Origin of the sequence: Bacillus sp. FSL W8-1127, assembly GCF_038006725.1 — a bacterium.
GTDB classification, from domain to species: domain Bacteria; phylum Bacillota; class Bacilli; order Bacillales; family DSM-4216; genus Bacillus_O; species Bacillus_O smithii.
This window is the reverse complement of sequence record NZ_JBBOVU010000001.1, coordinates 3478442-3493762: the sequence shown is the minus strand read 5'-3', so window position 1 is coordinate 3493762 and position 15321 is coordinate 3478442. Positions and strand designations below refer to the sequence as shown.

The window sequence follows — 15321 nt, the reverse complement described above, 5'->3', positions numbered from 1 at the left end:
GCCGTCCCCTCCTTAGGGCATGATCAACTTTCATATTTTCATAGTAGGTTTCAAAATAAAATTTATAAATATGCATACCATGCATAGTGGATAACTATATAATAAAGATAAAAATAGCTTTTCGACAAAATCCGCAATATGTGGATAATTTTTTTGCAAGCCTGTGGAATAATTTTTCCACAGGTTATTCACAATTGTGGATAAGTGTATATATTCCGAAAAGCTATCCAGAGTGAAAACACATTAATAATAGCAAATAATATAAGCAGTTGCAACGACTTTCTCTATTTATCCACAATATCGAAAATATGTTCAAAAAAGTTTTCCACAAGCAGGGGATGTGTTAAAAACATGTTAGTATCCTATGTGGATAAGAAAAAATCTGTCGAAAGATATCCACAAAGTAATGAAGATGTCTTTTTGGATAAAATGTTAAGGAGCATTTTTTTCATTTTCAAATTTGAAAACTGATAGAAATCGTCGGCGGGTGTTTCAAAGATTTTGGGAAACGAGTTGACAATGAAGCTGCGACATCTTTATAATGAATTAGACTGTCTATTATTGTTGACTAACCGATCCTCAGGGAGGTGTTATCAAAATGAAAAGAACTTATCAACCAAATAAACGGAGAAGAAGCAAAGTTCATGGTTTTCGCAAACGCATGAGTACGAAAAACGGACGAAAAGTGTTGGCTCGCCGTCGTAGCAAAGGAAGAAAAGTATTGTCTGCATAGGCCACTGAAAACCTCAGTGGTCTTTTTTCACATTTAGGCTAGACGGAACAGCTTACGAAAAAGCGCAGTAAAGAAGCAAATAGGTGGGCTGAGAAAAATGAAAAAGGCTTTTCGAATTAAGAAAAATAAAGAATTTCAAAGGGTGTTTAAAGGCGGAAATTCAGTGGCGAACCGTCAGTTTGTTTTGTACTATTTTCCAAAAGAGCAGAAGGTGCCCTTTCGGATCGGGTTATCCGTCAGTAAAAAAGTAGGGAAAGCGGTCATTAGAAATCGGATTAAACGATACATAAGGCAAACATTCACTGATTTGAAAGAGGATATTAAACCTGGGTTCGACTTTGTGGTGATTGCGAGAAAGCCTACGGCGGAAATGGATTTTCATGAAACCAAAAAAAGTTTGCTTCATGTCTTAAAAAAAGCGAAGGTTTTAAACAAGAATTCAAGTGAATGTTAGTCCTAAAGTAGGATGGCAGACATCCATTGATTGATAAAGGTATGCATTGCTGACTTTTTCGTGCTTTTCATTTTTCAGACAGAGGTCCGTTTTTTTGCGGAATCAGCATAGAGAATACAGTCAGGTACAGGAAGAAAAATATGAAAGAACATACGGTGATCGGACAAATCGTTAAAGAAGCCGTGCAAACAGTTTTTGGCACGATTGAGAGTGAAACGGGACGCCGTTGAATAAGGAGTTTTGCAGAAAGCGAAAAAAGGGATTTCGCTGATAGAATCAAATCATTTAAAGGGAGATCGTCCATTTTCGCTTGTATGATGACTCATTCAGAATAAGCGGAACGCCATCTCTTTGTCGTCATTTCTCTCAAATAAAAGAAAATTTTCACCGTTCCGTCTCCAAAAATCGGGTGGAAATTAATATTTGGAGCGTGAAAAAGAAGCTCTAATTTCAAGAAAAGTTCATAACTGTATAATATAGGAAAATTTTAAGTATAAATTTGTTGATTTCTATAAACGAAAAACACAAGCTAGAAGGCTTGTGTCAGAGTGTAGACAAAAGGCATCCGAATGTGCGCTTTCGGATGCCTTTTGTCACTTTTATGCTTTCAAATGTTTGGAATAGACCCCTCCAGGGGTCTATTTTATGTTATTGCTGGACTTTTCCATGTCCAGCAAGCCATCTTTTTCAAATTCATTGCAGCAAAAGTTAGCATCGCCTGCATGGACAATTTTTTTAGACCTCTTAAGGTTGTCCAACGCATACCATGCTTTTCCTTTGCATCAGCAAAAACACGTTCAATGGTTTCTTTCCGTCTTGCATAAATGCTCTTATTCTCTTGTGTATGCCGAAGATGATCAGCTTCCTCTAAATAAAATTCCCATACATGTCGCTGAATCAGTTTTTTATGCTCCTTACTTTGGGTGCACTTCGAGAGGAATGGACAATCTTTACACTGGACTGGATCAGAAAAATATTGACGATAGCCTTCCTTCGTCGTAGTTGCATATTTTAACACTTGTCCTTGCGGACAAAGATAACAATCGTAGTATTCATCGTAAACATACTCATGTTTTTTGAAATAACCATCCTTTGTACGAGGGCGAGTATAAGGTAAAGCAGGGGTCATATCATTTTCAAATATGTATTGGGCAACGGCGGGAGTTTTATATCCAGCGTCAGCAGCAACTACAACCGGTTTTCCATGTTTTTCGATGACTTTTTCAAGAAGTGGCTCCAATACGGAACTGTCATGAATATTCCCTGGCGTTACAATAGCCCCCAAAACAAAGCCATTTCGATCCGCAGCAGCATGGAATGAGTAAGCAAACTGTTTTGTTCGCTCGTCTTTTACGTAGTAACCACTTTCCGGATCAGTGGTACTTTCTTTTATTTCTTTATATTCTTCTTTCCCAAATTTATCTGGAGGAAATGGCTTTTTTCCATGTGCTTCTCGATCAGCATTTATCTCATCTTGTAGACGTGCTTGATAGGCTTTCGTTTCTTTTCGAACCACTTTCTTCTCAAATTTATGCTTATTCGCACTCGCTTTGACATGAGTAGAATCAATAAAGACATGCTCACTGCTTATCAGCTTCTTATCTGCAGCTTCTTTCAAAATGCGATAGAATATCTGTTCAAATAAGTCTGTATCCTTAAAGCGTCGCTCGTAGTTTTTCCCAAACGTTGAAAAGTGAGGTACCTTATCATAAAAACCAAATCCAAGAAACCAACGGTAAGCCAGATTCGTTTCGATTTCCTCTATAGTTTTTCGCATGGAACGAATACCGAAGGTATATTGGATGAAAGCCATTTTAATCAATACAACTGGATCAATACTTGGTCGACCTCTTTCCGATGAATACATGTCTTGAACAAGCGAATAGATAAATGAAAAATCAATAGCAGCGTCGATTTTACGAACCAAATGATCTGCAGGTACAAGTTGGTCTAAAGCTATCATTTCTATTTGATCACGATTCATCTGTGTATTTTTTGTTAGCACTTCATCCACCTCAATTCATTACGGTATCTTAATTATACAAAAAAAGACTGTCGGCAAATCCGATTTTTTCGGATTTGTCGACAGTCTGACACAAGCTAGAAGGCTTGTGTCGTTTTTTGTGAAAGTTTTCTCCTTATCCCTCATTTCAATCCTTTCTCTTTCCCGCTCACTTAATTCTCTTCGTTTTACTTTGATAACTTTCTTTTCTTCCGAAGATATTCACATGTTTATAATGCCCCTGTTCGAAGGTCGATTTGATTATTGTTATTCACATGTGAATAAGTTAAAATAATACCATTATCCGTTTATACTGTGGATATTTTTTGATACACTTATGGGTAGAAAATCATAAAATGAGATCTGAGCCAAGCCTTGACAAAAAGCAAGGTTCTTTTTTTGAAATACCTTATGTGGTAACCTAATAATTTAGAGGATTTAAAACTAATCCAATTTATTTATATAGATCAAAAGTTTGAGACGAAAAGAGGTGAGTCGATATGGATATCGACACGATTGCGGCTATTTCGACACCGCTTGGGGAGGGAGCGATCGCAATCGTTCGTTTAAGCGGCCCCGATGCTGTTTCTATTGCTGATCGAGTGTTTCACAGCCCCAATGGAAAAAAATTGGCGGACGTTCCTACCCATACGATCCATTACGGACAACTGCATGATCCACAAACCGGAAATGTTGTCGAAGAAGTAATGGTATCGGTCATGAGGGCTCCCAAAACGTTTACAAGGGAAGACGTGGTGGAAATTAACTGCCACGGAGGCCTTGTTTCGGTGAATCGTGTATTGCAGCTAGTACTAAATTCGGGAGCCCGGATGGCAGAACCGGGTGAATTTACAAAAAGAGCCTTTTTAAATGGACGTATTGACTTGTCGCAGGCAGAAGCAGTGATGGATTTAATCCGCGCCAAAACCGATAAAGCGATGAATGTGGCTCTTAATCAAATAGAAGGACGCCTTTCCAAGTTGATCCGTAAACTTCGTCAGGAAATTTTAGAAGTGCTCGCTCACGTGGAAGTGAATATTGACTATCCGGAATATGATGACGTGGAAGAAATGACCCACGAGCTGCTTTTGAAAAAATCTTTATACGTCAAACAAGAAATTGAAAAACTGTTACGGACGTCTCAGCAAGGAAAAATTTTAAGAGAAGGATTGTCAACGGTTATTATTGGCCGGCCGAATGTAGGAAAATCATCGCTGTTGAATGCTCTTGTTCATGAAAATAAAGCGATCGTCACCAATATTCCGGGAACAACGCGCGATGTAATTGAGGAATATGTAAATGTAAGAGGCGTGCCTCTTCGATTAGTGGATACAGCGGGGATCCGGGAAACGGAAGATATCGTCGAACGTATAGGGGTGGAACGGTCGCGGCAAGTACTAAAAGAAGCAGATTTAATTCTACTCGTATTAAATTATTCAGAAGAGCTGACGCCGGAAGATGAAAAATTGTTTGAAGCGGCAAAAGGAATGGACGTCATTGTCATCGTCAACAAAACCGATCTTCCCCAAAAAATTGATATGGAACGGGTACAGAAACTGGCAAACAACCATAAGATCGTAACGACATCTCTGTTGGAAGAACAAGGAATTGATGAATTGGAGGAGGCGATTGCTTCACTATTTTTCGAGGGGTCGATCGAATCGCAGGACGCTACTTATGTATCCAACAGTCGCCATATCGCTTTGCTGAACCAAGCGCTTAATGCGATCAATGATGCGATTGCAGGAGTGGAAGCGTCTATGCCGGTCGACATGGTGCAAATCGACTTAACAAGAACGTGGGAATTGCTCGGTGAAATCATTGGGGATAGCGTCCATGAAAGTTTAATCAATCAGCTGTTTTCACAATTCTGTCTTGGAAAATAATGATCAGTACTTTTTAGAGGAGGAATATTACGATGCAGCAATATGAAGCAGGCCAATATGATGTCATTGTCGTCGGTGCCGGACATGCTGGAGTCGAAGCAGGCCTGGCTGCTGCCAGAATGGGTGCTAAGACGTTAATGATTACCATCAACTTGGATATGATCGCATTTATGCCTTGCAACCCGTCAATCGGCGGTCCGGCAAAAGGAATTGTTGTCCGCGAAATTGACGCATTGGGCGGGGAAATGGGAAAAAATATTGATAAAACCTATATCCAAATGAGAATGTTAAATACAGGTAAAGGTCCGGCCGTCCGTGCGCTAAGAGCGCAAGCGGATAAAGTTTTATATCAGCGGGAAATGAAAAAAACGCTGGAAAACGAACCGAATTTAACATTAGTTCAAGGAATGGTTGAAAAATTAATTGTCGAAAATGATGAATGTAAAGGGGTTATAACGAAAACAGGTGCGGTGTATCGTTCAAAAACAGTCGTTTTAACGACAGGAACCTATTTGCGCGGGGAAATTATCATCGGAGACTTGAAATATTCGAGCGGCCCGAATAATCAACAACCTTCGATAGGCCTTGCTGAGCATTTAAAAGAACTTGGATTTGACATTGTTCGATTTAAAACGGGTACACCACCGCGCGTCAATAGCAAAACTATCGATTACAGCAAAACGGAAATTCAACCGGGCGATGAAGAACCAAGAGCTTTCAGTTATGAAACGACCAAATTTATCACCGACCAGCTCCCTTGCTGGCTGACATATACCAATGAGGAAACACACAAAATCATTAATGCCAACTTGGACCGGTCTCCAATGTATTCCGGTATGATTAAAGGGACTGGACCGCGTTATTGTCCGTCCATTGAAGATAAAGTCGTTCGTTTCCATGACAAACCACGTCATCAAATTTTCTTGGAACCAGAAGGACGAAATACTGAGGAAGTATATGTTCAAGGTTTGTCTACGAGTCTGCCGGAAGATGTGCAACATCGTATTTTGCAAACTATCCCCGGTCTTGAAAAAGCACAATTAATGCGTGCTGGCTATGCCATCGAATATGATGCGATCGTGCCAACACAACTGTGGCCAACTCTAGAAACGAAAAAAATTAAGAATTTGTATACTGCAGGCCAAATTAATGGAACATCCGGCTATGAAGAAGCAGCTGGACAAGGGATTATGGCAGGTATTAATGCAGCATGTCGGGTTCATGGAAAAGAAGAAGTGATTTTAAGCAGATCCGATGCTTATATTGGAGTGCTTATCGACGACTTGGTGACAAAAGGAACGAACGAACCGTATCGTTTGCTGACATCGCGGGCTGAATACCGCTTGCTGCTCCGTCATGATAATGCCGATCTTCGTTTAACGGAAATTGGCTACAAGCTTGGATTAATTAAAGAAGAACGCTATCAAGCCTTTTTAAATAAAAAGCAAGACATTGAAAATGAAATGAAGCGGCTGAAATCCACTATCATCAAGCCGAATGAAGAGGTACAGCAGCTGATTTCAGAAGCAGGAGGAAGCCCGCTTAAGGATGGGATCCGAGCTTCAGACTTGCTGAAAAGACCGGAAATGACATATGACCATATCAAAAAAATCGTTCCGGCCGAAAAAGAGTTAAGCCCAGAAGTCGAAGAACAAGTTGAAATTCAGATTAAATATGAAGGATATATTCAAAAATCGCTGCAGCAAGTTGATAAGTTAAAAAAAATGGAAAATAAAAAGATTCCGGAAGATATTGATTATGATGCCATCAACGGTCTTGCCACAGAAGCTCGACAAAAATTAAAAAAAGTGCGGCCGTTGTCGATTGCTCAAGCGTCACGTATTTCCGGCGTCAATCCGGCGGATATTTCCATTTTGCTTGTTTATATTGAACAAGGAAAAATTGCACGCATCGCTAATTAAAATGAATATGGATCGGATCATTTTCCCGGAAGCGTCAAGCTGAACGAATGCGTTAGCATGTGGGAGAAAGGTTCCATAAAAGACACTGCAAATAGTTTTTTTCAAAAAATGTCCCCCACTTTTTGTCGATTTGAACAAGTGGGGGATGACTGCCTATAAGTGAGAGAATCAAAATAGGGAATGATGAAGTCATGAACATTGATCAATTTCAAGAAAAACTTAAAGAAAAAGGAATTATATTGACTTCTTTTCAGCTTGAGCAATTCGAACGCTATTACGAAATGCTTGTGGACTGGAACGAGCGAATGAATTTGACTGCCATAACCGATCGGGAAGAAGTCTATTTAAAACATTTTTATGATTCGATTTCCGCTGCTTTTTATTACGATTTTCGCAAAGAATGGTCGGTATGTGACGTGGGAGCGGGGGCCGGTTTTCCAAGCATTCCTTTAAAAATCGTATTTCCATCGTTAAAAATAACCATTGTCGATTCTTTGAAAAAACGAATTACCTTTTTGGAGGAATTAGCCAAAACATTGAAATTGGAAAATACGTCCTTTTACCATGACCGCGCAGAAAGTTTTGGACAAAAGAAAGAGCATCGCGAGCATTACGATGTGGTCACGGCTAGAGCCGTTGCCAGAATGTCGGTGTTGAGCGAACTGTGTTTGCCGCTTGTGAAAGAAAATGGAGCCTTTTTGGCGATGAAAGCTGCCCATGCCCAAGAAGAACTGCGTGCGGCTGAAAAAGCCATCTCCACTTTGGGAGGCAAAATCAAAGAAATTGGATCGTTTCTGTTGCCGTACGAACAAAGCGAAAGAAATATTATCTGGATTGAAAAAGTAAAACAAACGCCTAAAAAATATCCGCGCAAGCCTGGAGTGCCTAATAAAATGCCGTTGGAATAACGTTCCATAATAAGGAGAAAAAAGTTATTATAGAGAGGGAAAAGTCCGGACCGTCAAAATATTTTCCGGGAAATATATAAAAATATGTCGAAAGAAGATTATTGAAAAACACGAATTGACCATTGGTTTTGCAGGAACTTGTCGTCAAGATAAAGAATATGTAATAAGGGAGTTTCCTAAAGGTGGTGGAGGACGATGAAGCATCCTTTCTCTCGTTTTTTTGGTTTGGGTGAAAAAGAAGTTGATGAAACGCAAGAAATAACGAGTGAGAGAGAAGAAGTAAAACACATCCCCATATCCCAAATTATCCCCAATCGTTTTCAGCCGAGAACGATTTTTGATGATGAAAAAATAATAGAATTATCCAGAACAATTCATACGCATGGGATTATTCAGCCGATTGTTGTCAGGGAATTTGAGCAAGGAAAATATGAAATCATTGCTGGCGAGAGACGTTGGCGGGCTGTCCAGAAATTAGGATGGGAAACGGTACCGGCTATTATAAAGAATTTAAATGATACGGAAACAGCTTCTGTGGCCTTAATCGAAAACTTACAGAGGGAAGAGCTTTCACCCATAGAAGAGGCAATGGCTTACGGCAAGCTGTTAGAGCTTCATAATTTAACTCAAGAGGCTTTAGCTCAAAGGCTGGGAAAAGGTCAATCCACTGTGGCCAATAAGCTTCGTCTCCTAAAACTGCCTCAAGAAATCCAAGAGTCTTTATTGAAAAAAAACATTACAGAAAGACATGCGAGGGCGCTCATTCCTCTCAAAGATCCTGAAAAACAAATTCAGCTGTTGAATGAAATTATCGAGAAAAATTTGAATGTCAAACAAACCGAAGAACGAGTTGCCAAAATGTTAGACAAAACACCGGCAAAACCGAAACCGAGAAAAAAAGCAATCAGCAAAGATATGAGAATTGCGGTTAATACGATCAGACAGTCCCTTACCATGGTTGCAAAAAGTGGAATCAAGCTGGATTCAGAAGAAAAAGATTTAGGAGAGTTTTATCAAATTACCATTCGAATCCCGAAAAAAAAATCATAGATTACGTGAGTGAGAAGCATTCAATTTCATAAATGTTTCTCACTTTTTCATGGACTTTTCACATTTGTCTTCATTGCATCGATACAACCAGTCTCCTCTTAATCTTTCTCCCTCTTAAATAAACAAAAAAATTTGATTTTAAAAAATTAATTTAGATTAATTTAGATTTAAGAATCTTTTAAAAAAGTAAGTTTCGCTTTATTCTATCGTGGTTAAATCTGCACTGTACTTTAACACAGCCTTTGATAAAATAGATTACATAATTGGTAGAGCAAAAAGGTAGGTGAAAACCGTGGGCAAGGTCATAGCAATTGCAAATCAAAAAGGAGGAGTGGGGAAAACAACGACATCCGTCAATTTGGGCGCTTGTCTTGCTTACATAGGAAAAAAGGTTCTGCTCGTAGATATCGATCCTCAAGGAAATGCAACGAGCGGTGCCGGTATTGAAAAGGGAGAAATTCAGCAATGCATTTATGATGTTTTAGTTGATGATGCTGATATAGCCAAAATAGTGAACCCGACCGCTGTTGAAAATTTGTATGTTGTTCCGGCAACGATCAATCTTGCAGGTGCTGAGATTGAACTCGTCCCCACTATTTCCCGGGAAGTGCGATTGAAAAGCGCATTGGATAAAATCAAGCATGAATATGATTTCATTATTATAGATTGTCCCCCTTCATTAGGTTTGTTAACGATTAATGCATTGGCAGCAGCTGATTCCGTAATTATTCCCGTTCAATGCGAATATTATGCTCTCGAGGGGCTGAGCCAACTTTTAAATACCGTTCGTCTTGTCCAAAAACATTTAAACCATGATCTTACTATTGACGGCGTTCTTCTTACCATGCTGGATGCTCGGACGAATCTGGGTATTCAAGTCATTGAAGAAGTCAAAAAATATTTTCAGGATAAAGTCTATCGAACGATCATTCCCCGCAATGTCCGGCTGAGTGAAGCGCCTAGCCATGGGAAGCCTATTATACTTTATGATCCCAAATCAAGGGGAGCAGATGTTTATTTAGATTTTGCCAAGGAGGTGGCCATGAATGGCTAAGGGACTCGGGAAAGGAATAGACGCCCTATTTAAAAATTTGGAACCGGCCAATGAAGAAGTCATCAAAGAAGTAAAATTAAAAGAACTGCGCCCTAATCCTTATCAGCCACGGAAAATTTTCCATAAAGAAAAAATTAAAGAATTAGAGCAATCCATAGCAGAACATGGAGTGCTGCAGCCGTTGATTGTCAGAAAGAGTATAAAGGGATATGAGATTGTTGCAGGGGAAAGACGTTTTCGAGCGGCAAAAGAAGCGGGATTGGAAAAAGTCCCGGTGATTGTACGAGAAATGAAAGATGAGCAAATGATGGAACTGGCTGTTCTTGAAAACCTGCAGCGGGAGGATTTAACACCTATTGAAGAAGCAGCCGCCTATCAAATGCTAATGGATAAACTTGGTTTAACTCAGGAAGAATTAGCGAATAGATTAGGAAAAAGCCGTCCACATATAGCCAATCATCTTCGTCTTCTTTCTCTACCACCTGAAATTCAAGCTTATATTTCGGACGGGAAAATCTCCATGGGACATGGGAGAGCGTTGCTGGGGTTAAAGAAAAAAGAAAAGCTGCCTTATTTAGTCGAAAAAGTGATGAAAGAACATCTCAATGTCCGCCAGCTTGAAAAATTAATTCAGCAATTAAACGAAAATGTTTCACGTGAAACAAAAAAGAAAAAAGAAGAAAAAGATGTCTTTCTGAAAGAGCAAGAAAGCATTTTACGAGATCGACTGGGAACCAATGTGGTGATTCGCCAAGGAAAAAATAAAGAAAAGGGAAAAATCGAGATTGAATTTTTTTCAAAAGAGGATTTAAATCGAATCCTTCAGCTGCTCGATCAGCAAGAAAGATAAAGAAAACCATCCAACGATGGTTTATTTTTTGGGCTTTGTTTTAAATCGAGATTTCCTGCGAATTCTTATCGATATCATCGAAAACGCAAGATAATGACAATGCCGCTTCAAGATTGTAACAACTTCGGAAGTATTGGAGGAAATTGGAATGGTGCTTTTGGGCTCGTTGGTTAACGGATTGAGCATTTTAGCCGGCTCGATTATAGGGAAATTTTTACACAATATACCGGAAGGCATTAAAAATGCGGTAATGCATGCGATCGGATTGGCTGTATTAGTGCTTGGTCTGCAAATGGGATTGAAGAGCGAAAATTTTTTGGCCGTTGTGATCAGTTTAGTTGCCGGTGTTGTCATCGGAGAATGGATGGCGTTGGAAGACAAATTAAATCAGTTAGGCATATGGATCGAAAGAAAAATAGGCAATCATTCAAACCGTAGTGGGAGCATTTCTGAAGGATTTGTGACCGCTACGCTCATTTTTGTTATTGGCGCCATGGGCATTGTGGGTGCTTTAGACAGCGGTATAAGGGGAAATCATCAAGTGCTGTTTACGAAGTCCATTCTGGATGGATTTACGGCGCTTATTTTAAGCTCCACTCTCGGAATGGGAGTTTTATTTTCGGCTATACCTGTTTTTCTATATGAAGGTTTGATCGCTTTGTTTGCCACACAAATTAACCATTTCGTCCCAAAAGAAATGATAGATTCCTTTATTACCGAAATGACATCGGTTGGAGGAATTATGATCTTCGCGATTGGCTTAAACGTTCTTGGGTTAACGAAAATCAAAGTGGCCAATTTTTTGCCAAGCCTTGTGGTGACGGTCATTCTTGTAATTTTTTACTATTTTGTTTGATAACTGCTAATGATATGATCATAGTAAAGTGGGCAGCCAGTATTTTTATGGGAGCTGTTGCCTTTCTTTCAGTTCCAATGGATAAAAAGATTTTTTGACGGGATAAAGGTAGGACGCCTCTAAAATGCCTCGCGATATGATTTTGGCCATTTTCATCACTAAATTTAAACGGGTATTTTGAAGAACAAAAAACTCCATGAATCCGCTGACGTTCACGATGCCAGTTAAATGGGCATCGCCTACAGGGGGCAGATCTTTTTGAACACCCGCTCCAGGTTTGACGGGCCCTAGATCGATTTGGATACATCCAATGCTTTTTAAGCGGCCCAGGCATGCGTCGATTCCAATAATAAACGGATTGTCAAAAGTGCTGTGTACTTTATGTAATTTTTCCTGTAAATTTACCGCATGAACCGGATCGTCCAACGTTCCCAAAACATGAAAAGAAGAAAGCTGTTTTTCTTCCAGCAATGTCCCAACTAAAGGCCCTAATGAATCGCCAGTAGACCGATCGGTTCCGATACATATGAATACGATCGGCCGATTTTGTTTAGGCAGAAGTGAGACAAGCTGTTTTGAAATGATTTGGACGGCGTTTTCATCTTCATAGTGAATTTTTACAGGCTCTATTTTCTTGTCCAGCCAATTTTTTATATTCATTTATACCGCTCCCTTCCGGATGTATTATAGTATACGGATAAACCAATTTTTCTATACGTGGGAATGCACAATCTTGCCAAAATATCTATCTGCAATATCCATTACTGGATAAAAAAGGAATGTTCGTTTCGAAAATAGATCAATGTTTTCGTTAAATGATAACCAAAAGGGGGGGACCGACTTGAAAACTTGGGATAGATTGATTGAGCGGTTATGGGAAAGATTGACCAATGAAGATTTATGGCTGTCCATTGGTGAAGGAGCGCTGAAAATCACCGTAACGATATTGCTGGCAGCTATTGTGATTCGAATCGGAAAAGTGATGATCCGTAATATCTTTAAATTGCGTGCGAAATCTCCTTTAAACTTTTCGGAAAGAAGGGAAAACACCTTATTAAGGCTGCTGGAAAATGTTCTTACCTATGTGGTGTATTTTATCGCTTTTGTTAATATACTGTCGATTATGACATTTGATATAAAAGGTTTGATCGCGGGTGCTGGAGTAGTTGGTCTGGCTGTTGGTTTTGGAGCGCAAAGTTTAGTTAAAGATGTCATTACGGGATTTTTCATTATTTTTGAGGATCAATTCTCAGTAGGCGACTATATCCGTATTGGCAAATATGAAGGATATGTGGAAGAAATCGGGCTGCGGACGACAAAAATCAAAAGCTGGACAGGAGAGCTTCATATTTTGCCTAATGGCAGTATAACAGAAGTGACGAACTTTTCTTTGCACAACAGTTTAGCGATTGTCGACGTTACCGTTGCTTATGAAGAAAATATTGAGGAAGTGGAGCAAACGATTGAAGAGCTCTTAAAGACCCTTCCCGATAAATACGAAGAGTTAGTTGCTCCACCACAGCTGCTTGGCATCCAAAACATGGGGGCAACGGAAGTAGTATTGAGAATTGTTGCCGAAACAACTCCCATGAACCATATGTATATTGCCCGAATGATAAGAAAAGAAGTAAAATTGTGTCTAGATGAAAAAGGCATCGAAATCCCATTTCCGCGTCTTGTCATGTATTCGCGTGAAGAAAAAGAAAACATGATTGGAAGAAAAGACACGGAGACGAGTTAGGAGGGTGATCGTGTATGGACACCAAAACTTTTCAGCTGCATGATATTGTAGAAATGAAAAAGCAGCATCCATGTGGAACGAACCGTTGGCAAATCATCCGAATGGGGATGGACATCCGTATAAAATGCCAGGGCTGCGGTCATAGTGTGTTGATTCCAAGAAAAGAGTTTGTGAAAAAAATGAAAAGGGTATTGGAATCGGCTGATCAGGAAAACTAGACGAAAATGAGGCCATTTTCAGAGGATTGTTCCCTCTATCAAAATTGGCCTCTTATTTGTCCATTGAAAAAATGGAGAAATCTTACAATCTTTGATGAGAACCACTAAGTCTTTTTCTTTGTCAAAAAAGTTTTCCTTTGCCACACAGCTGTTTTGTAATGTTTCCACGATATGACAATGGTTTGTCATTTGAGATGCTTCTTGAATCACAAAAAAGCCTATCTCTTGATGACAAAGACGTTCACTCTTTTTCATTGGAAGTATTCGGAACAGGATTAAAAGAGATGCCAAGACGCGGTTCTTGTCATTTTTCTTTCTTATCTCTATAATTGGAAAAGGTTTTATTGTAGACTGACAATTTTTTATTCTTTTTTCAAGAGGAAAGAGGCTCATTTATAAATATCCTTTTCTTTGTTGCAGCCGTTTTTAGAAAGCAGAACAGTTATGGATGAAAGTTATATAAATAGAGGAGTGACTATTTATGGCTTTAACAGCCGGAATTGTCGGCTTGCCGAACGTTGGAAAATCTACCTTATTTAATGCGATTACAAAGGCGGGAGCGGAATCAGCGAACTATCCATTTTGTACGATTGATCCCAATGTAGGAATGGTGGAAGTTCCGGATCAACGTCTTAATCGATTGGCAGAGATCGTTCATCCCAAAAAAATCGTTCCGACCACTTTTGAATTCACAGATATTGCCGGAATTGTAAAAGGTGCCAGCAAAGGGGAAGGATTAGGAAATAAATTTCTTTCCCATATTCGCCAAGTGGATGCGATTTGTCATGTCGTAAGATGTTTTGCCGATGAAAATATTACCCATGTTGCTGGAAAAGTAGATCCGATTGCCGATATAGAAACGATCAATTTAGAATTAATTTTAGCGGACTTGGAAACAGTAGAAAAGCGAATTGGAAAAGTGGAAAAGATCGCGAAGCAAAAAGATAAAGCAGCTATGGCTGAATTTGAAGTGTTGAGCAAATTAAAAGAAGCCTTTGAAGCGGAAAAACCGGCTCGTACGGTAGAATTCACCGAAGAACAAGAAAAACTTGTGAAAGGTTTCCAATTGTTGACGATGAAACCGGTTCTTTATGTCGCCAATGTAGGAGAAGACGATGCAGCGGACGCCTCCAACAACCAATATGTACAGCAAGTACGTGAATTTGCAGAAAAAGACAATGCTGAAGTCATCGTGGTATGTGCAAAGATTGAGGAAGAGATCGCCGAATTGGAGGATGAAGAAAAAGCGATGTTCCTTCAAGAACTAGGCATCGAAGAATCAGGGCTTGATCAATTGATTCGCGCTGCTTATCATTTGCTTGGTTTGGCGACGTATTTTACGGCGGGTGAGCCGGAAGTGCGTGCTTGGACGTTTAAAAAAGGAATGAAAGCACCGGAATGCGCCGGTATTATCCATTCGGATTTTGAACGAGGATTTATCCGGGCGGAAGTGGTTTCTTATGAAGACTTAATCGAAGCAGGTTCTATGGTTGGGGCCCGCGAAGCCGGCAAAGTGCGACTGGAAGGAAAAGATTATGTCGTGCAGGATGGAGATGTCATTCATTTCCGTTTCAACGTATAATGAAGTTGATGGGAAAATCCGCTGTGTTTTTAGCGGATTTTTTCTTTTCAGTGTATATTAAGGAA

General features: G+C 39.6%; 15 protein-coding genes. 12 read left to right on the top strand and 3 right to left on the bottom strand.

The annotated features are described in order from the left end of the window. Positions 1 to 598: 598 nt before the first annotated feature. Positions 599 to 733 (top strand): 50S ribosomal protein L34, encoded by a 135-nt coding sequence (gene rpmH, locus NST12_RS16340; RefSeq protein ID WP_003353423.1) that lies wholly within the window; start codon positions 599 to 601, stop codon positions 731 to 733. Between the two features lie 97 nt (positions 734 to 830). Further along, positions 831 to 1187: a ribonuclease P protein component gene (gene rnpA / locus NST12_RS16335; RefSeq protein WP_048624337.1), complete on the top strand. Its 357-nt coding sequence runs from the start codon at positions 831 to 833 to the stop codon at positions 1185 to 1187. A 643-nt stretch (positions 1188 to 1830) separates the two neighbouring features. On the opposite strand, the gene NST12_RS16330 is transcribed toward rnpA, so the two are convergent. Next, a complete protein-coding gene (locus NST12_RS16330) occupies positions 1831 to 3192 on the bottom strand; it encodes an IS1182 family transposase (protein ID WP_048622333.1) in 1362 nt (453 codons plus the stop codon). A gap of 503 nt (positions 3193 to 3695) precedes the next feature. Here NST12_RS16330 and mnmE point away from each other — a divergent pair. The 7 genes from mnmE to NST12_RS16295 all read left to right on the top strand — a co-directional run bounded on the left by mnmE (position 3696) and on the right by NST12_RS16295 (position 11715). Beyond that, positions 3696 to 5075, top strand: a complete 1380-nt coding sequence (mnmE, locus tag NST12_RS16325; protein ID WP_187118544.1) for a tRNA uridine-5-carboxymethylaminomethyl(34) synthesis GTPase MnmE — start codon at positions 3696 to 3698, stop codon at positions 5073 to 5075. A 32-nt stretch (positions 5076 to 5107) separates the two neighbouring features. Continuing rightward, positions 5108 to 6997: a tRNA uridine-5-carboxymethylaminomethyl(34) synthesis enzyme MnmG gene (gene mnmG, locus NST12_RS16320; RefSeq protein ID WP_341102088.1), complete on the top strand. Its 1890-nt coding sequence runs from the start codon at positions 5108 to 5110 to the stop codon at positions 6995 to 6997. Positions 6998 to 7188: 191 nt separating this feature from the next. Continuing rightward, positions 7189 to 7905 (top strand): 16S rRNA (guanine(527)-N(7))-methyltransferase RsmG, encoded by a 717-nt coding sequence (gene rsmG, locus NST12_RS16315; protein WP_048624335.1) that lies wholly within the window; start codon positions 7189 to 7191, stop codon positions 7903 to 7905. Between the two features lie 195 nt (positions 7906 to 8100). Then, entirely contained in the window at positions 8101 to 8955 is an 855-nt protein-coding gene (gene noc / locus NST12_RS16310) for a nucleoid occlusion protein (protein WP_048624334.1), read from the top strand. A gap of 292 nt (positions 8956 to 9247) precedes the next feature. Then, entirely contained in the window at positions 9248 to 10009 is a 762-nt protein-coding gene (locus NST12_RS16305; RefSeq protein WP_003353431.1) for a ParA family protein, read from the top strand. Next, positions 10002 to 10859 (top strand): ParB/RepB/Spo0J family partition protein, encoded by an 858-nt coding sequence (locus tag NST12_RS16300; RefSeq protein WP_048624333.1) that lies wholly within the window; start codon positions 10002 to 10004, stop codon positions 10857 to 10859. The genes NST12_RS16305 and NST12_RS16300 overlap by 8 nt, the downstream gene beginning before the upstream one ends. Before the next feature lie 148 nt (positions 10860 to 11007). Beyond that, positions 11008 to 11715, top strand: coding sequence for a DUF554 domain-containing protein (locus NST12_RS16295; RefSeq protein WP_048624332.1), 708 nt, complete (start codon positions 11008 to 11010; stop codon positions 11713 to 11715). A 45-nt stretch (positions 11716 to 11760) separates the two neighbouring features. Here NST12_RS16295 and yyaC read toward each other — a convergent pair whose 3' ends face one another. Then, a complete protein-coding gene (gene yyaC / locus NST12_RS16290; RefSeq protein WP_327797419.1) occupies positions 11761 to 12375 on the bottom strand; it encodes a spore protease YyaC in 615 nt (204 codons plus the stop codon). 181 nt (positions 12376 to 12556) lie between these two features. On the opposite strand from yyaC, the gene NST12_RS16285 reads away from it, so the two are divergent. Next, positions 12557 to 13456 carry a mechanosensitive ion channel family protein gene (locus NST12_RS16285; RefSeq protein WP_048624330.1) on the top strand — a complete coding sequence of 300 codons (900 nt, stop codon included), beginning with the start codon at positions 12557 to 12559 and terminating at the stop codon, positions 13454 to 13456. Between the two features lie 14 nt (positions 13457 to 13470). Continuing rightward, positions 13471 to 13674 (top strand): DUF951 domain-containing protein, encoded by a 204-nt coding sequence (locus NST12_RS16280; protein ID WP_003353436.1) that lies wholly within the window; start codon positions 13471 to 13473, stop codon positions 13672 to 13674. A gap of 18 nt (positions 13675 to 13692) precedes the next feature. On the opposite strand, the gene NST12_RS16275 is transcribed toward NST12_RS16280, so the two are convergent. Further along, positions 13693 to 14067: a hypothetical protein gene (locus tag NST12_RS16275; protein WP_048624329.1), complete on the bottom strand. Its 375-nt coding sequence runs from the start codon at positions 14065 to 14067 to the stop codon at positions 13693 to 13695. Between the two features lie 88 nt (positions 14068 to 14155). Here NST12_RS16275 and ychF point away from each other — a divergent pair, with 88 nt between their 5' ends. Beyond that, on the top strand, positions 14156 to 15256 hold the full coding sequence (ychF, locus tag NST12_RS16270) for a redox-regulated ATPase YchF (protein WP_048624328.1): 1101 nt from the start codon (positions 14156 to 14158) through the stop codon (positions 15254 to 15256). The last annotated feature ends 65 nt before the right edge of the window (positions 15257 to 15321 follow it).